This window comes from Arthrobacter sp. 9E16 (assembly GCF_002929435.1).
GTDB classification, from domain to species: Bacteria; Actinomycetota; Actinomycetes; order Actinomycetales; family Micrococcaceae; genus Arthrobacter_B; species Arthrobacter_B sunyaminii.
On record NZ_PJIU01000001.1, the window covers coordinates 138,846 to 158,436 of the forward strand.

The following is a 19,591-nucleotide window of genomic DNA, read 5'->3' on the forward strand; positions in this document are numbered from 1 at the left end:
GCCGCAGGCCCGGTGCGATAATCTGGAAGTTGCGCCGGCGGTGCCGGCTGCGGAGAGTCCATGTTGGGCTTGTCCCCCGGGGCCTGCAGGCACCGCCACCACTGTTCCAAGGAGGAGCATGTCATCCGAGACGTCCCGCCCAGTGAAGCGGCAACCGGAGCAGCGGGTCACCCGCCAGCGGCTCGCCGTCGGCCGGACCCTGGATGAGCTGGATGATTTCGTCAGCACCCAGGAGCTCTACCGGCTGCTGCACGAGCGCGGAGACAGCGTCTCCCTGGCCACCACCTACCGCATCCTGCAGTCAATGGCGGAAGAAAACCAAGTGGATGTCCTCCGCACCGGCGACGGCGAAGCGCTCTACCGCCGCTGCGCCGTCGAGCACCACCACCATCACCTGGTGTGCCGCAACTGCGGCAAGGCTGTGGAAGTGGAGGCGCCCGCCGTGGAGGCCTGGGCTTCCGGGCTCGGAGCCCAGTACGGGTTCACAGACGTGGCCCACACGGTGGAGATCTTCGGCCTCTGCCCGGACTGCAGCGCCTAGGGCGGGCTACGCCCGGACTGTTGCAGCCGTCTGTGCCCGTCCCTTTGTCCGCATCCGCTTTATCAGCCGGCAGACGAGGTAGATCAGGAACGAGATGGTGGTGATGTAAGGGCTGATCGAGATCCGCCCGCCCAGCGCCAGCAGGATTCCGCCCACCGCCGAGGTCACGGCAAACGCAACACTGAGCAGCACGACGAGCCGCGGCGAGGATGTCACCAGCAGTGCGGCGGCCGACGGCGTGATCAGCAGCGAGAGCACCAGCAGCGCACCCACCACCTGGATGGACAGGGCCACTGAGAGCCCCAGCAGGATCATGAAGACAATGGACAAAACGCGCACGGGAACACCGCGGGCTTCTGCCAGTTCCGGGTCCGCGCTGGCAAAGGTCAGCGGCCGCCAGATCAGGACGAGTCCGGCTATGACGACGAAGGCGGTGCCGGCCAGCAGGTTCAGCTGCACGGTGTCGACGGCAACGATTTGCCCGGTGAGCAAACCGAACTTATTGGCCGAACGGCCCTCATAAAGGCCCAGGAACAGGATGCCCAGGCCCAGGCCGAAGGGCATGATTACTCCGGTCACGGAGTTCCGGTCACGGGCCTTGAGCCCCATCACGGCGAGCAGCACTGCTGCGGCCACGGAGCCTGCCAGGGACCCGATCACCACGTTGGCGCCGATCAGCAGGGCAAAGGCTGCGCCGGCGAAGGACAGTTCGGCGATGCCGTGCACAGCAAAGGCGAGGTCCCGCATCAGGACAAAGGTGCCGATCAAGCCGCCTACCAGTCCAAGGATTGCTGCCGCCCAGATGGAGTTGGCCACCAGGGGCAGCAGCTGCCCGTAGTCGCTGAAGTCAAAGATGGCGGAGAAGTAATCACGCAAGTCCATGGTCATCCTCGCTCTCGCCATGGACATGGGTGGTCGCATCGGGGATGCCGAGGACCACGATGCGGCCGTGGCTGCGCAGTACCTCCACCCGGCTTCCGTACATCTCCGAGAGCACGTCCGAGCGCAGCACCTCAGACGGCGTTCCGGTGCGGAAGGTGCCGCCGGCCAGGTACAGCACCCGGTCCACGTAATCAATGACGGGGTTGATCTCGTGGGTCACGAACACCACGGCCGAACCCTGTTCATGACAGCGCCGGTCAATCAGTGAGCTGATGGCCTGCTGGTGATGCAGATCAAGGGACAGCAGGGGTTCATCGCACAGCAGGAGGTCAGGATCGGTAGCCAGTGCCTGCGCGGCCCGCAGCCGCTGGACTTCGCCGCCGGAGAGCAGGCCCACCGGTTCATTGGCGTAACGCGTGGCACCGACCTGTTCCAGGAGCTCATCCACCCGCCGGCGGACCGGGGCGCGCTTCAGCCGAAGCCCCCATTTGTTGCCGTCGACGCCGAGTCCCACGAGGTCGCGCGCCCGCAGCGGCGTCCCGGGGCCAAAGGCCTTCTGCTGGGGAATATAACCGATGTCGGCGCTGCCCCGCTGGGCGGGTTTTCCGTTGATCTCCACGGTTCCCCGGCTCAGCTGCTGCAGACCCAGCAGGACTTTCAGGAAGCTGGTCTTGCCGGAACCGTTGGGGCCCAGCACCGTAAGGAATTCACCGGGCTTGATGTCCAGGTCCAGGCCGTCCCAAAGAGTGCGCTGCCCGTAGGTCAAGCCGGCGTTCCGGAGCCGGACAACGGGACCGGTCACCGCAGCACGTCATCAATTGAGGTCACGTTGGCGCGCATCCAGCCAAGGTAGTCCTGACCTTCGGGCAGGGTCTCGGAAAAGTCCAGCACGGGTACGCCTGCGTCTTCCGCCGCGGCACGGACAGTTTCGGTCTGCGCCGTGGAGGTTTGGGTGTTGTAGGCCAGGAAGGCCACGTCACCGGAGCGCAGCAGATCCTGCATTTGTTTCAGAACCGCCGGCGGGACGTCTGACCCTTCCTCGACGGCCGAGGTGAAGTCTGCGGGCGTCACGTTGTGCAGGCCGGCAGCTTCGAACAGGTATTCAGGAACAGGTTCCGTCACCGCCACATCCCTGCCGCCGGCCGCGGTTTTGTCTTCGGCCAGGTCAGCCGTGAGCTCTTCGATGCCGCTGTTGAAGGTTGCGGCATTGTCCCGGTAGGAGGAGGCATGGTCGGGGTCCAGGGTGGCCAGGCGTTCTGCGGCCGCTTCGGCGAGCAGCCCCATCGCTTCGGGGCTGTACCAGACGTGTTCGTTGAAGGATCCGTGGGAGTGTCCGCCGTGATCGTCGGCATGATCGTCTCCGCTCTCGGCGGAGTGCGAGGGGTCGTCGTCGTGCGTTTCGCCGTCAGCTTCCCCCAGCCCTGAGATCTTTACGGCGTTGAGGACGTCCGCACTGTCGATGCCGGAATCGGCAACCAGCGTTTCCATGAAGGTGTCGTAGCCCCCGCCGTTCAGGACCACCACGTCCGCCTCTGAGACGGCCAGCTTGTCCCGTGCCGTCGCTTCATAGGAGTGCGGGTCCTGGCTGGGGCGGTCGATGATCGAAGTGACGCTGACGCGGTCCCCGCCCACGGTCTCCATGATGTTCCCGTAGACATTGGTGGAAGCCACCACCTCAAGCGCGCCGTCGCCTCCCCCTGCGGAGGAACCGGAACCGGAGCCGGAGTCACCGGAGCCCCCGGTGCAGCCGGAGAGCACCAGGGCTCCCCCGGCCAGGAAGATGCCGGCAAGACGGACGGAGGGTCGTCGCATAAGTTTTTGTTTCCCTGTCGAGCGGAAGTGCTTGGAGATGGAGGGGGAGTTCCGCGGGGGAACTCCCCCATCATAACCTAAACGCGAATCATTCGCATCTAGGACTGCGCGTTACGAGCCGGAGCTACTCGGAATAGCTTTCCCCGGACCGCCGGAATCCCTGGGCCTGCGTTGCGTCCCGGATCTCGCCCACGAGCTGCTCAATGATGTCCTCCAGGAAGAGCACTCCGCGGGTCTGGTTGTCCGAACCGAGCACGCGGGCCAGATGGGATCCGGTGCGCTGCATGGTGGCCAAGGCATCTTCAATCCCGTCCTCCAGCCGCAGGTTCGCCAGGGTCCGCACCTTGTTTTCGGTCAGCGGGCGGTCATAGGCATCCAGCGGCATGGCCATGATGTCCTTCAGATGCATATACCCGGTCAGGTTTCCGTGGTCATCCATCAGCACGAACCGGGAGAAGCCCGTGCGCCCCACGGCTTTTTCGAACTCTGCCGGTGTGGTGTCGGTGCTCAGCGTCACAAGCTCCTCCAGCGGCACCATCACTGTTCCGGCGGACTGCCCGGAGAACTCCAGTGCTCCTGAAATCACGCCCGAATCATCGGCTACCAGCCCGTGCTTCGTGGACTCTTCCACAATGGACTGCATTTCCTCCAGTGTGAAAGCCGAGGCCACCTCATCTTTGGGGGTAATGCCCATGACACGCAGCGCGTGGTTCGCCAGCCAGTTCAAACTGGAAATGACAGGCCGCACCAGCCGGGAGATAAAGACCAGCGGAGGTGCCAGAAGCAGCGCCGCCCGGTCCGCCACGGACACGGAAATATTCTTCGGCACCATTTCGCCAAAGGTCACGTGCAGGAAGGTCACGATCAGCAATGCCACCAGGAACCCGGCGCCGTCTGCGAATTCCACCGGCAGCCCAAGGGCTTCCAGCGGAGCCGCCAGCAGATGGTGGATCGCCGGCTCGGCCACGGAGAGAATGAGCAGCGAACACACCGTGATGCCCAGCTGCGCGCAGGCCAGCATCAGGGATACGTGTTCCATGGCCCAGAGCGTGGTCTTTGCCCGTTTGGACCCGGCTTCGGCCAACGGTTCAATTTGGCTGCGGCGCGCGGACATAACGGCAAACTCGCCGCCCACGAAGAAGGCGTTGCCGATCAACAGCACCACCAGCCAGAAGATGCCCATCAGGTCACTCATCGCCGATCCCCCTTGCCGGCAGCATCCGTTGTCGGAGCATCAGCTCCGGCTGCGCTCTTCGGTTCCGGCTTTTTCGAAGCCGCGGGTGCGCTTTCGTCGACAGCGGCAGGATCGTCGTCGTCGTACCGGGGAATGAAACTGACCCGGTCAATGCGCCGGCCGTCCATGCGTTCAACTTCCAGGAGTCCGCCCTCAACGCTGACGCGGTCACCGGTGGCTGCGATGCGGCCCAGCTCGGCCATAATGTAGCCGCCCACCGTTTCGTAGCCGGCTTCATCAGGAATGTGCAGCAGCGGCACGAGCCTGGAGACTTCATCAGGACGCATGATGCCCGGGAAGTACCAGGCACCGGCGGCACTCTGCAGCACGCCCGGCTTGATCTTGTCGTGTTCGTCGGACACTTCGCCGACGATTTCCTCCACCAGGTCCTCGAGGGTTGCGACGCCGGCTGTTCCGCCCCACTCATCGAGGACGACGGCGAGTTGCAGGTTCGCGCCCCGCAGCTCGGAGAGCAGGCTGTCCAGGTGCACCGTCTCGGGCACCCGGAGGACCTCACTCATGATGGCCCCGGCCGGCAGGTCCGCCCGCCGGCTGCGGGGCACAGCCACTGCCTTTTTCACGTGGACCACTCCCCTGATGTCATCCGGGGAATCACCCAGGACGGGAAAGCGTGAATATCCGGTGCGGCGTGCAGCTTCAATGACATCCGCTACGGACTGCTCGGAATCGATGGTCTCCAGCCTGATCCGGGGCGTCATGACATCTGCGGCTGTCCGCTCCGCGAAGGAGAACGTCCGGGACAGGAAGTTGGCCGTGCCCTGGTCCAGGGTGCCCATCTCGGCCGACCTCCGGACCATGGAGGAAAGCTCGGCGGGGGTGCGCGCTCCGCTCACTTCCTCCTTGGCTTCCAGCCCGAACAGGTTCAGGACCTTGTTGGAGAAGCCGTTCAGCACCAGGATGGCGGGCTTGAACACCACGGTAAACGCCAGCTGCGGCCGGGCGAGTGCGCGCCCCACCCGGAACGGCAGCGAGATGGACATGTTCTTGGGGATCAGCTCTCCCAGAAGCATGGACAGGAACGTCGCCAGGATCATGGCCGTCACCACGGACACGGAATCCACGGCAACCGGCGGCAGGCCAAGAGCGGACAGCGGGGTTTTCAACAGGCGGCCCACTGACGGCTCCATCACGAATCCGGTCAGCAGCGTGGTGAGGGTAATACCCAGCTGGCAGCTGGAGAGCTGGGTGGAGAGGGAAGTCAGGCAGCGCAGGAGCGGCTCGGCACCCTTGTCTCCGTTTTCCACGGCCCGCCGGACCGTGGGCTGGTCCAGGGCCACCAGCGAGAACTCAACAGCCACAAAAAAGCCGGTGCCGAGAATCAGCACCAGGCCAAAGAAGAGATATAACCATTCCATTTAGGCTCCCACCGCCGGATTGTGAAGCGCTGCGCGGCTTATCAGGGGAAGCGCGGAAGGAAGTACCGCGGGAAAGTGCCCGCTGCGGGCGGCAGGCGGAGGGTGATCGGCCGAAGCCGGTCTGGAAGGCTCCGATGCGGCGCCGGGGGTGCGGGGTGAATGGGTGCGGGCGTGGCCGGCTCTGTGCGTGCGGTCCGCAGAAGCTGCGGAACCGGACGCAGGCCGGCGCCTAGAGAAACTGTCCATGAGATTTTCAGTTTACAGGTTTGGCATTTGGGCGCCACCGGTGAAACGGAACGGCCGCACGCGCCACTGGGGAGCTTGCGCGCGGGAGGCCCCGCTGCATGACGGATGTCAAACAGAATTGGCCAGTTGTCCCGCAATGTCACTAGACTGGCATGAAGTCTCGGTCACTGCGCACCGGCCGGGCCGCACCAGTGAGCTTTGAGGCTTCTTGCCCTCAGACATGGTGCCAATCAGGGCAAAAGGCAACTCATGGAAGAGGCGTATTAACAGTGCCAGACCAATCCAACCACCGGCTGCCGGAAGAATTCGGCGGCAACGAGTGGCTTGTCGATGAACTCTACGAGCAGTACCTCAAGGACAAGAACTCGGTTGACAAGAAGTGGTGGAGCATTTTCGACTCCTTTAAGAACGAGGAGGCCCAGGCCTCCGGTTCGAGCACTTCCAACGGAAACGGATCGGCAGCCCCCAGCGAACTTGGCGCCAATCCCACAACGCGCCAGCTTCCGGTAGTGCAGGCCGAATCCGCCAAGCCGAAGGCTTCCGGCGAGTCCCCCGCCTCCACCCAGCAGTCCGGCAAGCCTCCGGTTGCCAAGGAATCCGCAGCGTCCAACTCTGCTGCCAAGGATTCCAAGCCGGCCGCCGGCAAGGGCGAAGCAGCCGAGAACAAGGCAGCTGACAGCAAGACCCCGCCGATTCCGGCCCAGCTGCCCAAGACGCAGCCCAACAGCAAGCCCTCCGAAGAGGACAAGGTCAACGTCCTGCGCGGTCCGGCGAAGGCCATCGCCACCAACATGGACCTGAGCCTGAGCGTCCCCACGGCAACCACTGTGCGTGCCGTGCCCGCAAAGCTGCTGATCGACAACCGCATTGTCATTAACAGCCATCTGGAGCGCGCCCGCGGCGGCAAGGTCTCATTCACCCACCTCCTCGGCTACGCAATCATCCGCGCCGCCGCCCAGTTCCCGTCCCAGAACGTGTACTACGACGTCGTGGACGGCAAGCCTGTTGCTGTGCAGCCCGCGCATGTGAACTTCGGGCTGGCCATTGACATGCCGAAGCCGGACGGCTCCCGTCTGCTCGTCGTGCCGAACATCAAGAAGGCCGAAACACTGAACTTCTCGGAGTTCTGGCAGGCGTATGAAGACCTCGTGAAGAAGGCCCGCAACGGCAAGCTCACGGCGGACGATTACAAGGGCACCACCATCTCGCTGACCAACCCGGGCGGCATTGGAACGGTGCACTCCGTCCCCCGCCTGTCCAAGGGCCAGGCCTGCATCATCGGCGCCGGCGCCCTGGACTACCCGGCTGAGTTCCAGGGTTCCAACGAGAAGATCCTGGCCCAGAACGCCATCTCCAAGATCATCACCCTGACCTCCACCTACGACCACCGCGTGATCCAGGGCGCCGGCAGCGGCGAGTTCCTGCGGATCATCCACCAGCTGCTCCTCGGCGAGCAGGGTTTCTACGACGAGATCTTCGAATCCCTGCGGATCCCCTACGAGCCCGTGCGCTGGAGCCCCGACATCCAGGTCAACCCGGACGAGCAGATCAACAAGGTTGCGCGCATCCAGCAGCTGATCCACGCGTACCGCGTCCGCGGCCACCTGATGGCCGACACCAACCCGCTGGAGTACGTCCAGCGCCGCCACGCGGACCTGGACATCCTCAACCACGGCCTGACCCTCTGGGACCTGGACCGGGAATGGCCCACCGGCGGCTTCGGCGGCAAGCCGATGCTCAAGCTGCGCAAGATCCTCGGCGTGCTCCGGGATGCGTACTGCCGTACCGCCGGAATCGAATACATGCACATCCAGGATCCGGTGGAGCGCGAGTGGTTCCAGGATCGTCTGGAAACCAAGTACAGCAAGCCGACGCGCGAAGAACAGCTGCGCATCCTGGGCAAGCTCAATGCTGCTGAAGCCTTTGAGACGTTCCTGCAGACGAAGTTCGTCGGGCAGAAGCGCTTCTCCCTGGAAGGCGGCGAGTCCCTGATTCCGCTGCTGGACGCCGTGATTTCCGGTGCCGCCGACGACGGACTTGAAGAAGTCGGCATCGGCATGGCCCACCGCGGCCGCCTGAACGTCCTGACCAACATCGCGGGCAAGACCTACGCCCAGGTCTTCCGCGAATTCGAAGGAACCCAGGACCCGCGCAGCGTCCAGGGTTCCGGTGACGTGAAGTACCACCTCGGCACCGAAGGTACCTTCACCTCGGACAACGGCAACCAGACCAAGGTGTACCTGGCCGCCAACCCGTCCCACCTCGAAGCCGGGGATTCCGTACTTGAAGGAATCGTGCGGGCCAAGCAGGACCGACTGGACCAGGGAGACGAGTTCCCTGTCCTGCCGATCCTCATCCACGGAGACGCCGCTTTCGCCGGCCAGGGCGTAGTGGCGGAGACCCTGAACCTTTCGCAGCTCCGGGGCTACCGCACCGGCGGAACCATCCACGTTGTGGTCAACAACCAGGTGGGCTTCACCACCTCGCCCACGTCGTCGCGCTCCTCGGTGTACTCCACCGATGTTGCCAAGATGGTGCAGGCTCCGATCTTCCACGTGAACGGCGATGACCCGGAGCAGGTTGTGCGTATTGCGCAACTGGCCTACGACTACCGCCAGCGGTTCCACAAGGACGTTGTCATCGACATGGTCTGCTACCGCCGCCGCGGCCACAACGAAGGCGACGATCCTTCGATGACGCAGCCGATGATGTACAGCCTGATCGAGGCCAAGCGCTCGGTGCGCAAGCTCTACACCGAGTCCCTCATCGGACGCGGCGACATCAGCCAGGAAGAGGCCGAACAGGCGCTGCGCGACTACCAGGGCCGCCTTGAGCGGGTCTTCGCTGAGACGCACGCTGCCCAGACCTCTCCCCTGCCGGTCATCACCAAGGACACCGAAGCCGTCTCCGATCTGGAGCGCCCGGCGTCCCAGCAGGAAGGCAGCACCATTGTGTCCCCGGCGTCCACGGCTATTTCCGCCGAGGTCCTGGCACACATCGGCAAGGCCCACGTAGCAGTGCCCGAAGGCTTCACGGTGCACCCGAAGCTGAAGGCACTGCTGGAAAAGCGCGAGCAGATGTCCCGCGAAGGCGGCATCGACTGGGGCTTCGCTGAAATCGCAGCCTTTGGCTCATTGGTCATGGAAGGCGTCCCCGTACGCCTCGCAGGCCAGGATTCCCGCCGCGGAACCTTCACCCAGCGCCATGCCGTCTTCCACGACCGGGCAACCGGTGCGGAATGGATGCCGCTGGCAGAGCTGGATCCGAACCAGGCCAAGCTGTGGATCTACGACTCGCTGCTGTCGGAATTCGCCGCCATGGGCTTCGAATACGGATACTCCGTGGAACGCCCGGATGCCCTCGTTCTGTGGGAAGCGCAGTTTGGCGACTTCGTCAACGGCGCGCAGACCATCATCGACGAGTTCATCTCCTCGGCGGAGCAGAAGTGGGGCCAGCGTTCCTCGCTGGTGCTGATGCTTCCGCACGGCTACGAAGGCCAGGGTCCGGACCACTCCTCGGCCCGCATCGAGCGCTTCCTGCAGATGTGCGCCGAAGACAACATGATCGTGGCGAACCCCACCACGGGCGCTTCCCACTTCCACCTGCTGCGCCGCCAGGCCTACAGCCGGCCGCGGAAGCCGCTGATCATCTTCACCCCGAAGCAGCTGCTGCGTTTGAAGGCTGCGGCAACGTCGGTGGAAGACTTCACCCAGGGTTCGTTCCAGCCGGTCATCCCGGAGCACGCAGACCTGGACGCGAACGCCGTCGACCGCGTGCTGCTGGTTTCCGGCCGCCTGTACTACGATCTGCTGGCCAACCGGCAGAAGACAGGTGACGAAAAGACAGCCATTGTCCGGGTCGAGCAGCTTTATCCGCTGCCCGTTGCGGAGATCCAGGCAGCTGTCGCCAAGTACCCGAACGCTGACATCGTTTGGGCACAGGATGAGCCCGCCAACCAGGGTCCGTGGCCGTTCATCGGCCTGAACCTGCCGGCACAGCTGGACCGCCCGCTGCGCCTGGTGTCGCGTCCGGCGTCCGCGTCCACCGCCACCGGCTCAGCCAAGCGGCACGCCGTGGAGCAGGACATTCTCGTCAAGAAGGCCTTCGAGCGTCAGTAGGCTAAGTTGGGGTGGGGCGCCGCGGCGCCCCACCCCGTTTTTTGTGACCGGAGAAGGTGACTAGTGGAACAACGCAAAATCAGGCTGGCAGCCGTCGGCGACGAGCTGCTGGCCGGGCACGGCGACCCTCGCGCCCTGGGCTGGCTGGGCCGCGTTTTGGCCCGCACCACCCCCGAAAACGTGAGCGTACAGGCGTATACCCTTGCAGCACCCCAGGAGGGAACCGAATCCCTGGCGAACCGCTGGCTTCAGGAGGCCGGCCGCCGGTTTGACGACAGGTGCGAGAACCGGCTGGTAATCGGCCTGTCCGACCGGGACCTGGACCTTGACTTGTCAACGGCGAGAAGCCGCCTCAACCTGGCCAATATCCTCGACGGGGCCGCACAAATGAGCATTAAGGTCTTTGTCGTCGGTCCCCCGCCGGGGCTCGATGCCGAACGGAACCGCCGTCTGTCGGATCTGTCTGCCGCCTTTGGCGATGTGACCACACGGCGCAAGCACGTGTATGTGGACACGCTGACTCCCCTGCTAAACCATGAACAGTGGCGCACTGACCTGGCTTCCAACGGCGGGACTCCGGGACAGGCCGGATACGGCCTGATGGCCTGGCTGGTTCTCCACCGCGGCTGGTACCGCTGGCTGGACCTTCCGGACATGAACTGAATAGACGAGAACCCCTCATGAGGGCCTTCGGCGACACGCCGGAGGCCCTCTACACATTAAGACGCATTGCCCCAAGTAATTTTCTCCTCCATCCCTAATGCAGGCGGCGGAAAATCCCTGCAAAGCCGCGCCTTTCCGGCCTGCAACTGCAACTAAAGCACCTTCCTGCACAACCCTGCCGCCGTGCTTTACAAGTAACAATCAGTTAACGTCCGCTCACAGTTAGCACAGTGGAAACAATTAGTGACTAGTCTTTCGGAACATGTGGCGGTCATCACGATCGCTTGGGGGAGCCGCCAGCGGTGGTTCCTGACGACTTCATCACAAGTTAGGACTACGAATGCGTACAAAGCGCACGGCAACTCTTGCCGCACTTTCCGTGGGGGCCCTTTTCCTGGGCGCCTGCGGCTCAGCCGGAGGCGGAGAAACCGCCGAAAGCGACACCACTGAGGACGCCAACCTCGCGTCGTCCATCTCAGTTGCCATCAGCCAGGCCCCCGATTTCTACAACGGCGGCACGTCCAAGTCCAACAGCGTGTACAACACGTACGTGGACAACTTGGTTCACAGCAACTTCTCGGAGTACAGCCCCGAGGGCGTCATTCGCAATGAAGAGTTTGGCACCTTCGAAAAGACCAGCGATGACCCCCTGACCGTGAAGTACACGATCAATGAGGACGCCCAGTGGTCCGACGGTACGCCCATCGACTTCGATGATGTGCTCCTGAACTGGGCCGCGTTCTCCGGCAAGGTCGTCGACGGCGAGACGGAAATCTTCGAGCCCTCCTCCAACAACGGCTACGAATACCTGGCCATGCCTGAAGGCGAAGCCGGCGACAAGGAATTCACCTACGTTTTCGACCAGCCGTACGCTGACTGGGAAAACCTCATGATCGGTTCCCTCATGCCGGCCCACGTTGCGGCTGAGCAGGGCGGATTGAGCACCGAGAACAATGGCGAAGCACTCGTTGCCGCCATCCAGGACAGTGACCTCGCGTCCCTGAAGCCCGTGGCCGAGTTCTGGAACACCGGCTGGGGCTACGCCGAGGGACTCCCCTCCCTGCCGGACTCCGCGCTCATCCCGTCCTCCGGTCCGTACAAGCTGGACAACGCAGCCGGCGGAAACCTGACGCTGACCGCGAACGAGAACTACTGGGGCGAAGACCGCAAGGCCGCCACCGAGAGCATCGTGTTCAAGACCATCGCCGACACCGAAGCTGTGCAGGCGCTGCAGAACGGCGACGTGGACATCATTGAGCCTTCCGGTCCCACCGGTGACACCAAGGATCAGATCGAAGCCATCGGCGATTCAGTCACCATGCTTACCGGCACCGGCATGACCTTCTCCCACATTGACCTGGACCAGTCCGAAAACGGCGTGTTCAAGGACATCAAGGTTCGCCAGGCGTTCTCCAAGTGCGTTCCGCGCCAGGACATCGTTGACAAGTTCGTCAAGCCGGTTGATCCCGAATCCACCGTGGTCAACCTGCGCGAATACCAGCCCTCCCAGCCCGAGTACGACGAGATCCTCGAGGGTGCACCCGCTGCCAGCGAATACGACGAAGTCGATCTCGAAGGCGCCAAGTCCCTCATGGCTGAAGCCGGAAAGACCGAGCCCGTTGACGTCCGCGTGCTGTTCTCCTCAGCCAGCCAGGTCCGCGCAGACATGACCGCACTGATCAAGGATTCCTGCGATCAGGCCGGCTTCAACATCATTGCCACCCCGGATGCCGAGTGGACCAAGAAGCTTGACGAGCTTGGCTCCTGGGACGCTGCACTGTTCGGCTGGGCCGGTTCCGGCCTCGTAGCCAGCGGCCAGTCGATCTACGACTCCGAGGGTGTGCAGAACTACGGCAAGTACAAGAGCGAAAAGGTTGACGCACTGTGGGATGAAATTGCCCAGACCACAGACGCCGACAAGGTGAAGGAACTGAAGATCCAGCTCGAAGAGGAACTCGCCAAGGACGTCTACAACGTCCTCCTCTTCGCCAACGCTGACATCGTCGCCCACAACTCCTCCATGGAGGAAGTGGTGTACAACCCCACCCAGAGCGGCGTCACTTGGAACGCCTTCAACTGGACCAAGCAGGCCTAACCAAGGCATCACGCCATAACGGTTAGAAAGCGGGATGGGCAGACCCACGGTCTGCCCATCCCAAACTTTTGCCCCGCTACGGCTTTACGTACCACCCCCAATAGGAGCCTTCGGTGTTCTCTTTCATCCTCAGAAGAGCGGTGACCTCGTTCTTCGTCCTTCTCGCCGCCACGGTGCTGATGTTCATCCTTGCCGTCAACTCTGGCGATCCCTTTCATGACCTGATCGAGCTCCAGAGCGCCGACCGCGAGTCGCGCATTGCCCAGCGAACGGCAGCACTGCATCTTGATCAGCCTGTCGCCGTCCGCTACCTCCTTTGGCTGCAGGAAGTTGGCCGATGCATGATCCCCGGCGGTGCCGAATGCACACTTGGGCTTAACCGTGCCGGCAGCCCCGTGATCGACCAGCTGCAGACAGCGATCGGCTCCACCTTCCGGCTCGTCGTCGTAGCTGTCCTGGTGGCCATCGTTCTCGGCGTCGCCGTAGGCCTGATCACTGCCCTTCGCCAGTACAGCACCTTCGATTACTCCATTACCTTCATTTCTTTCCTGCTCTTCTCCATGCCGCTGTTCTGGCTCTCCACTCTGCTCAAGCAGTACCTGGCGATTGATCTGAACACCTGGCTGGCCGATCCGCAAATGTCCTATCTGGGAATAGCGGCCGTGGGACTCATAGTGGGACTCATTGGAGCAGTCGCTGTCGGCGGCGACAGGAACCGCCGCCTTCGTGTCTTCGCCATTGTTGCCGTTGCCACGTCGGTCACGTTCTACCTGCTGCTCATCTCCAACTGGTTCAAGACACCGGGCCTGGGCCCGATTGGCCTGTTCATTACCGCCTTTGGACTGGCCCTGGGACTTACAGCCTTGCTGGCAGGTTTCCGCCGCCGCCGGATTGTCTATGCCGCTCTCGCAACTGCGGCGGTTGGTTTCATCGGTTATCTGGTGACCCAGCCGCTCATGCAGGATCCCAATTGGGGCATCATTGCAGGCCTCGCGGTACTCACCCTTCTCGTGTCACTGGCCATCGGTCATTTTGTGGGCGGTCCCTATGCCAGGCAGACCCGTAACCTGACCGCAGTCATCGGGCTGGCCATAGGCTTCTTCGTCTTTATTGACGCACTGCTGGGCGCCTATCCCTCCCTGTCCCGCAAAAACGGCGGTCGCCCCATTCCCACTACGGGGTCCTCGACTCCAAACCTGCAGGGCACCTTCTGGGAGATCAACCTGGATTACGCCCTGTACCTGGTCCTGCCGACCATCGCGATCATGCTGATCTCCTTTGCCACCTACACCCGCTACACCCGCGCCAGCATGCTTGAGGTGATGAACCAGGATTATGTGCGCACGGCACGGGCCAAGGGCCTGAGCGAGCGTTCTGTGATCGTCAAGCATGCCTTCCGCAATGCCATGATCCCCATCACCACCCTGATGGCATTCGACTTCGCCGGAGTGTTGGGCGGGGCGGTCATTACCGAGGCGGTGTTCGGCTGGAGCGGAATGGGAAAGATGTTTACGGACGGCCTGAGCAATGTGGATCCCAACGTCATCATGGCCTTCTTCCTGGTGACCGGTGTGGCCGCGGTGACCTTCAACATGCTGGCCGACATCGCGTACGCGTTCCTCGACCCGCGCATTAGCCTGAACTGATAGGCGGAAGACATGACTGAGAAAATACCGTCCGGAACCACGGACAGCAGCCCGGAACTGACGAGCATGACTCTGGAAAGCCAGAGGACGGATATCGCTGACGCGCCCGCAACCCGGGCCGTCACGGCGGATCCACAGATCACCGCTGCGAAAAGCCAGGGCCAGCTGGTCCGCGAACGGTTTTTCCGCCATAAGGGTGCCATTGCCGGCCTGAGCGGTCTGGTGTTCATCGTGCTGCTCGCGTTTACCTCCATCGGGCTCTCCGCGGGCCCGCTGCGCATCCCCGGCTGGTGGCCGCACACGTTCTCCACGGTGATGCCGCTTGAAGACGGCGGAGCCCCCACCCTGTCCTGGACGGGCCTGGGGAACCACCCGTTCGGCCAGGACACGCTGGGCCGCGATTACTTTGCCATGACGATGCGCGGCGCCCAGATTTCCCTGACCATCGCCTTCATTGTCGGAATCGTAGGCACCGTCGTGGGAACCGTCGTCGGCGCCCTTGCCGGGTATTTCCGCGGCTTCATCGAAACCGTCCTGATGCGCTTTACCGACGTCATCATCACCATCCCCCTGCTGGTGGTGGCCGCGGTGCTGGCCAGCATCGTCTCGGACTACGGCATCGTGGTGTTTGCGATCTTCCTTGGTTTGCTGACTTGGACCGGGCTGGCCCGTATTGTCCGTGGCGAATTCCTCTCCCTTCGGGAAAAAGAATTCGTCGAGGCTGCCAAGTCCGTCGGCGCCAGCTCCGGCCGCATCATCTTCAAGCACATCCTGCCCAACACCGTTGGGGTCATCATCGTGTCCGCAACTCTGGCAATCTCGGGCGCCATTCTGCTGGAGACCGCGCTGAGCTTCCTGGGCCTCGGTGTGCAGCCGCCGGATACGTCCCTGGGCAAGCTCATCAATGAGAACCGGGCGGCCATGACCACCCGTCCGTGGCTCTTCTTCTGGCCCGGCATCTTCATTGTGGCCATTGCGCTCACCGTGAACTTTATCGGCGACGGCCTCCGGGACGCGTTTGATCCCCGACAGACAAGGAACAAGCAATGAGTTCGGCACCCCTGTACAGCGACATCACATCAACAGCGGGCACGGCTCCGATCCTGGAAGTGTCCGGCCTGGGCGTCGATTTCAGCGTGGACAACAAATGGGTAATGGCGGCGGAGGACGTTTCCTTCACCGTCTCCCCCGGCGAGATCCTGGCCATCGTGGGTGAATCAGGTTCAGGTAAGAGCATGTCGTCCATGGCGCTGCTGGGGCTCCTCCCCGGCAACGGACGTTCCAAGGGCAGCGCCAAGCTTCAGGGCAAGGAGTTGATTGGTGCTCCGCAGTCGGCACTGCGGAAAATCCGAGGCAATGACATTGCCATGATTTTCCAGGAACCCATGACGGCGCTCAACCCGGTGCTCACCGTGGGCGAGCAGATCAAGGAGATCATCGAACAGCACACTGATGCTTCTCCGGCACAGGCCAAGGCACGGGCCATCGAGCTGTTGCAGATGGTGGAAATCCCCGAGCCGGAGAGGCGGTACGATTCCTATCCGCACCAGTTCTCCGGCGGTCAGCGGCAGCGGGCCATGATTGCCATCGCCATCGCCAATGACCCCATCCTGCTGGTCGCCGACGAGCCCACTACGGCCCTGGACGTAACCGTTCAGGCTGAAGTGCTGGAACTGCTCCGGAACCTCAACAAGCGCCTGAACAGTGCTGTCATGCTCATCACCCACGACATGGGCGTGGTGGCGGACCTCGCTGACAAAGTGGTTGTCATGGAGAAAGGCCGGATTGTGGAAGCGGCGCCCGTGGCTGAGCTCTTCAACAATCCGAAGGAGGAGTACACCCGCCAGTTGCTGGCAGCTGTACCGCATCTGGGGTCAGTAGTCGGCGGAGTGCTGTCGGCTGTTGAGGTGGAGAATGACGGCTCGCTCCAGATATCCGCGGCTCCCCGGGCGGTCCTCCGGGATTCCGAGGATCTGACGACGCCGGACGCCGGCGTCGTGCCTGCCCTGCAGCTGACCGGGGTATCCATTGAGTACCCCGGCCGGTTCCGCCAGCCCGCCTTCAAGGCAGTGACCGACGTGTCCTTCGTCATCAACCCCGGTGAAGTCATGGGGCTGGTTGGCGAATCCGGTTCCGGCAAGTCGACCATCGCCCGGGCCGTAACGGGACTGCTTCCGGTCAGCGCCGGCAGCGTTGACATCAACGGCACCAACATCGCCGGCCTGTCGCCGAAACAGATGCTGCCGCTTCGCAGGAAATTTGCGATCGTGTTCCAGGATCCGGCGGCGTCGCTGAACCCGCGCATGTCCATCGGCGAATCCATCGGCGAGCCGTTGTTCCTGCATGAGAAGCTCTCGCGCAAGGACCTCGACGCCCGGGTTGAGGGCCTGCTGGACGATGTCCAGCTCCCCACCAGCTTCCGCAACCGGTATCCCCATGAGTTGTCCGGCGGACAGCGGCAGCGCGTTGGTATTGCCCGGGCCCTCTCCCTGCGGCCGTCGCTGCTGGTGGCCGATGAGCCAACGTCCGCACTGGACGTTTCGGTACAGGCCAGGGTGCTTGCCCTGCTTCAGGACCTGCAGCAGCAGTACGGTTTCGCCTGCCTGTTTGTCAGCCACGACCTGGCAGTGGTGGAGATCCTGGCAAGCCATATCGCAGTGCTGAACAAGGGCATCATGGTTGAACAGGGCTCCACCGAGCAGGTGCTGCGCTATCCGCAGGATGCATATACGCGCCGCCTGCTCGCCGCAGCACCCGTGCCTGATCCGGCTGAGCAGGCTCTTCGGCGGGAACAGCGCAACGCCCTCATGGCCGCCGGCAGCTCAATCGACTAAGCAAGCCTATTCCGCGGCCGGTCCGGGCCGCGGTTTAGGTTGTCGGGCTCACCTTGTGGGACACTGGAGGGCAGAACTTTCAGCAAATCGAAGGAGGCAGCTATGAGCAAGCGTGCACGCAAGCGTCGTGACCGTAAGCGCGGCGGCGCCAACCACGGTAAGCGTCCCAACACTTAAGTCTTGGACTAACCGTGTGGCCCATCGCCACTAAGAAAAGAACCCCCGGAGCCTTACGGCCGCCGGGGGTTCTTTTTTGGTTACAGCCGCCGGCTTGCTAGTGCTCAGCGGTCTGGATCTGGCTGATCCTCGCCAGAATGCTGGCTTTGAGTGTTTCCGGGGCGGCCTCGGTGCAGGACCGCTTCACCACGGATCGAATGACACACTCCAGGTCGTGTTCCTCGGCGCACTCGGGACAACCGTCCAGATGCTCCTTGATTTCCACAATGTCATCGTGGGACAGAGCACCGTCCAGGTATTCGTACAGCCGTTCGATGCGGGTATCCTCGCAATCACCCAGGCTTTGGCAATCGCTCATAGCGTGTTCCCCTGTTTCTTGTTCTGGCTGGCCGCGGCGGGTGCAGGTGCTGCCTTGCCGCGGATACCGCGTTCATGTGCATATTCGGCCAGCAGTTCACGGAGCATTTTACGGCCCCGGTGCAGGCGCGACATTACGGTTCCGATGGGAGTATTCATGATTTCCGAGATTTCCTTATAGGCAAATCCCTCAACATCAGAGAAATACACTGCCAAACGGAATTCTTCGGGAATGGACTGCAGGGCATTCTTCACATCGGAATCGGGAAGATGATCCAGCGCCACTGCTTCGGCGGAGCGCAGCCCGGTGGAGCTGTGTTCGGCCGCACGGGCAAGCTGCCAGTCCTCCACACCGTCGGAGTTGGCCTGCAGCGGTTCGCGCTGCCTCTTCCGGTACAGGTTGATGTAGGTGTTCGTCAGGATCCGGTAGAGCCAAGCCTTCAGGTTGGTCCCCGGCCGGTACTGGTGGAACGCCGAGAAGGCCTTTGTATAGGCCTCCTGGACCAGGTCCTCGGCATCGGAGGGGTTGCGGGCCATGCGCATGGCCGCAGAGTAGAGCTGATCCACATACTGCATGGCATCGCGCTCAAAGCGTATCTTGCGGGCCTCTTCCGATTCGGAAGCGACATCCAGCTCGGAGTCTTCCACCTGGGGGCTGCCTTCCGGCGCATCAGTTCTCATCACTTCCAAGTCTACGGTGCGGGCTGCCGGACCCACACGCAACTGGACGGTTGGTGATGAAGCCTCCGGGTGTGCATCTGCCATCGCTAAAGTACCCGGCACGAACACTCTCCTCACTTGGGGCTGCTTTGCTTCAAGGGCACCGCGGTGCCCCCGAACCCGGTAATCCCCCGCTTCGCGAAGAATGCCGTATACCCCGCACAACGCCCGGCTGCGTCCGCTTATTCCGCCGCGGTGTTTTGGCGCCGCCGCGCGGCATAAGGTGTGCGCGACCGGTAAAAGTGCCAAACTAGGAGTATTCTGCCCGGCTATTCCGAGACCGGGCAGCAACCAGGAGGTCAATATGTCGATTGTCCGTTTGCTCGCCCGCCCGCTGCTAGCCACCGGCTTTATTGCAGCCGGAGTTGACCGCCTGCGGGATACCGACCAAACCGCGCAGCAGTTGCGGCCCACCCTGGATCGTGTCGGTGCACTGGTGCCTTCCGCTGCACCCGTTACCGGCAACGCCCAGCTCGTCGCCAAGGTTCTCGGCGCCACGCAGGTGGGTGCCGGTTCGCTGCTGGCTCTGGGCAAGTTCCCCCGTTTGTCCGGCCTGCTGTTGACGGGCACCGCAGTGCTGAACGCCGTCGTTGAGTACAAGAATGCCGAAACAGACACTGCCGATGAGCGCAAGGCACGCCGTGCCGCCCTGCTGAAGAACCTCTCCCTGATCGGCGCCGTCCTCCTGGTCGCCGTGGATACCAACGGCCGTCCCGGCCTGGCGTGGCGTGCCGGTCATCTTGCTGATGACACCCGCCGCAGCGTTGCTTCCCTTGGCAAGGATGCCGGCCGCAAGTCGCGGTCAGTCCAGAAGGACGCCGCCAAGCAGCTCAAGAAGGCCAACAAGACCGTCCGCACCACCGCAGCCGGCATTGTGGGTTCCTAGCTCC

At 63.0% G+C, this 19,591-nt stretch carries 15 protein-coding genes; 8 read left to right on the forward strand and 7 right to left on the reverse strand.

Annotated elements, in window-relative coordinates; genetic code table 11:
- The first annotated feature begins 118 nt into the window (after positions 1-118).
- Complete coding sequence (locus CXR00_RS00630) at positions 119-541, forward strand: Fur family transcriptional regulator (protein ID WP_104052489.1); 423 nt, start codon at positions 119-121, stop codon at positions 539-541.
- Between the two features lie 6 nt (positions 542-547).
- Here CXR00_RS00630 and CXR00_RS00635 read toward each other — a convergent pair whose 3' ends face one another.
- From CXR00_RS00635 to CXR00_RS00655, 5 genes are all read right to left on the reverse strand, one after another.
- Positions 548-1,423, reverse strand: a complete 876-nt coding sequence (locus CXR00_RS00635) for a metal ABC transporter permease (protein WP_104052490.1) — start codon at positions 1,421-1,423, stop codon at positions 548-550.
- On the reverse strand, positions 1,410-2,225 hold the full coding sequence (locus tag CXR00_RS00640) for a metal ABC transporter ATP-binding protein (RefSeq protein ID WP_104052491.1): 816 nt from the start codon (positions 2,223-2,225) through the stop codon (positions 1,410-1,412). Before CXR00_RS00640 ends, CXR00_RS00635 begins: the two co-directional genes overlap by 14 nt.
- Positions 2,222-3,235, reverse strand: coding sequence for a metal ABC transporter solute-binding protein, Zn/Mn family (locus tag CXR00_RS00645; RefSeq protein WP_104052492.1), 1,014 nt, complete (start codon positions 3,233-3,235; stop codon positions 2,222-2,224). The genes CXR00_RS00640 and CXR00_RS00645 overlap by 4 nt, the downstream gene beginning before the upstream one ends.
- A gap of 124 nt (positions 3,236-3,359) precedes the next feature.
- Entirely contained in the window at positions 3,360-4,430 is a 1,071-nt protein-coding gene (locus CXR00_RS00650) for a hemolysin family protein (RefSeq protein WP_104052493.1), read from the reverse strand.
- Positions 4,427-5,845, reverse strand: coding sequence for a hemolysin family protein (locus CXR00_RS00655; protein ID WP_104052494.1), 1,419 nt, complete (start codon positions 5,843-5,845; stop codon positions 4,427-4,429). Before CXR00_RS00655 ends, CXR00_RS00650 begins: the two co-directional genes overlap by 4 nt.
- Before the next feature lie 515 nt (positions 5,846-6,360).
- Between CXR00_RS00655 and CXR00_RS00660 the strand changes: the two genes are divergently transcribed.
- The 6 genes from CXR00_RS00660 to CXR00_RS00685 all read left to right on the forward strand — a co-directional run bounded on the left by CXR00_RS00660 (position 6,361) and on the right by CXR00_RS00685 (position 17,447).
- The gene (locus CXR00_RS00660) at positions 6,361-10,209 is read left to right on the forward strand and encodes a multifunctional oxoglutarate decarboxylase/oxoglutarate dehydrogenase thiamine pyrophosphate-binding subunit/dihydrolipoyllysine-residue succinyltransferase subunit (RefSeq protein WP_104052495.1); all 3,849 of its coding nucleotides are present in this window, start codon (positions 6,361-6,363) and stop codon (positions 10,207-10,209) included.
- A gap of 63 nt (positions 10,210-10,272) precedes the next feature.
- Complete coding sequence (locus tag CXR00_RS00665) at positions 10,273-10,872, forward strand: GDSL-type esterase/lipase family protein (RefSeq protein ID WP_104052496.1); 600 nt, start codon at positions 10,273-10,275, stop codon at positions 10,870-10,872.
- 340 nt (positions 10,873-11,212) lie between these two features.
- Positions 11,213-12,967, forward strand: coding sequence for an ABC transporter family substrate-binding protein (locus CXR00_RS00670; RefSeq protein WP_104052497.1), 1,755 nt, complete (start codon positions 11,213-11,215; stop codon positions 12,965-12,967).
- A 113-nt stretch (positions 12,968-13,080) separates the two neighbouring features.
- Positions 13,081-14,613 (forward strand): ABC transporter permease, encoded by a 1,533-nt coding sequence (locus tag CXR00_RS00675; protein WP_104052498.1) that lies wholly within the window; start codon positions 13,081-13,083, stop codon positions 14,611-14,613.
- A gap of 12 nt (positions 14,614-14,625) precedes the next feature.
- Positions 14,626-15,663 (forward strand): ABC transporter permease, encoded by a 1,038-nt coding sequence (locus CXR00_RS00680; protein WP_258060232.1) that lies wholly within the window; start codon positions 14,626-14,628, stop codon positions 15,661-15,663.
- Entirely contained in the window at positions 15,660-17,447 is a 1,788-nt protein-coding gene (locus tag CXR00_RS00685) for an ABC transporter ATP-binding protein (protein WP_104052499.1), read from the forward strand. Before CXR00_RS00680 ends, CXR00_RS00685 begins: the two co-directional genes overlap by 4 nt.
- A gap of 274 nt (positions 17,448-17,721) precedes the next feature.
- On the opposite strand, the gene rsrA is transcribed toward CXR00_RS00685, so the two are convergent.
- Entirely contained in the window at positions 17,722-17,982 is a 261-nt protein-coding gene (gene rsrA / locus CXR00_RS00690; RefSeq protein WP_104052500.1) for a mycothiol system anti-sigma-R factor, read from the reverse strand.
- Positions 17,979-18,746, reverse strand: a complete 768-nt coding sequence (locus CXR00_RS00695) for a sigma-70 family RNA polymerase sigma factor (RefSeq protein ID WP_104052501.1) — start codon at positions 18,744-18,746, stop codon at positions 17,979-17,981. The genes rsrA and CXR00_RS00695 overlap by 4 nt, the downstream gene beginning before the upstream one ends.
- Before the next feature lie 259 nt (positions 18,747-19,005).
- Here CXR00_RS00695 and CXR00_RS00700 point away from each other — a divergent pair, with 259 nt between their 5' ends.
- Positions 19,006-19,587, forward strand: coding sequence for a DoxX family protein (locus CXR00_RS00700; protein WP_104052502.1), 582 nt, complete (start codon positions 19,006-19,008; stop codon positions 19,585-19,587).
- Positions 19,588-19,591: the final 4 nt, after the last annotated feature.

Excerpts from the sequence above, each read along its gene's own strand:
- CXR00_RS00630 (WP_104052489.1), top strand. The coding sequence starts at position 119 with ATGTCATCCGAGACGTCCCGCCCAGTGAAGCGGCAACCGGAGCAGCGG.
- CXR00_RS00635 (WP_104052490.1), bottom strand. The coding sequence starts at position 1,423 with ATGGACTTGCGTGATTACTTCTCCGCCATCTTTGACTTCAGCGACTAC.
- CXR00_RS00645 (WP_104052492.1), bottom strand. The coding sequence starts at position 3,235 with ATGCGACGACCCTCCGTCCGTCTTGCCGGCATCTTCCTGGCCGGGGGA.
- CXR00_RS00650 (WP_104052493.1), bottom strand. The coding sequence starts at position 4,430 with ATGAGTGACCTGATGGGCATCTTCTGGCTGGTGGTGCTGTTGATCGGC.
- CXR00_RS00655 (WP_104052494.1), bottom strand. The coding sequence starts at position 5,845 with ATGGAATGGTTATATCTCTTCTTTGGCCTGGTGCTGATTCTCGGCACC.
- CXR00_RS00670 (WP_104052497.1), top strand. The coding sequence starts at position 11,213 with ATGCGTACAAAGCGCACGGCAACTCTTGCCGCACTTTCCGTGGGGGCC.
- CXR00_RS00680 (WP_258060232.1), top strand. The coding sequence starts at position 14,626 with ATGACTGAGAAAATACCGTCCGGAACCACGGACAGCAGCCCGGAACTG.
- CXR00_RS00685 (WP_104052499.1), top strand. The coding sequence starts at position 15,660 with ATGAGTTCGGCACCCCTGTACAGCGACATCACATCAACAGCGGGCACG.
- rsrA (WP_104052500.1), bottom strand. The coding sequence starts at position 17,982 with ATGAGCGATTGCCAAAGCCTGGGTGATTGCGAGGATACCCGCATCGAA.
- CXR00_RS00695 (WP_104052501.1), bottom strand. The coding sequence starts at position 18,746 with ATGGCAGATGCACACCCGGAGGCTTCATCACCAACCGTCCAGTTGCGT.
- CXR00_RS00700 (WP_104052502.1), top strand. The coding sequence starts at position 19,006 with ATGTCGATTGTCCGTTTGCTCGCCCGCCCGCTGCTAGCCACCGGCTTT.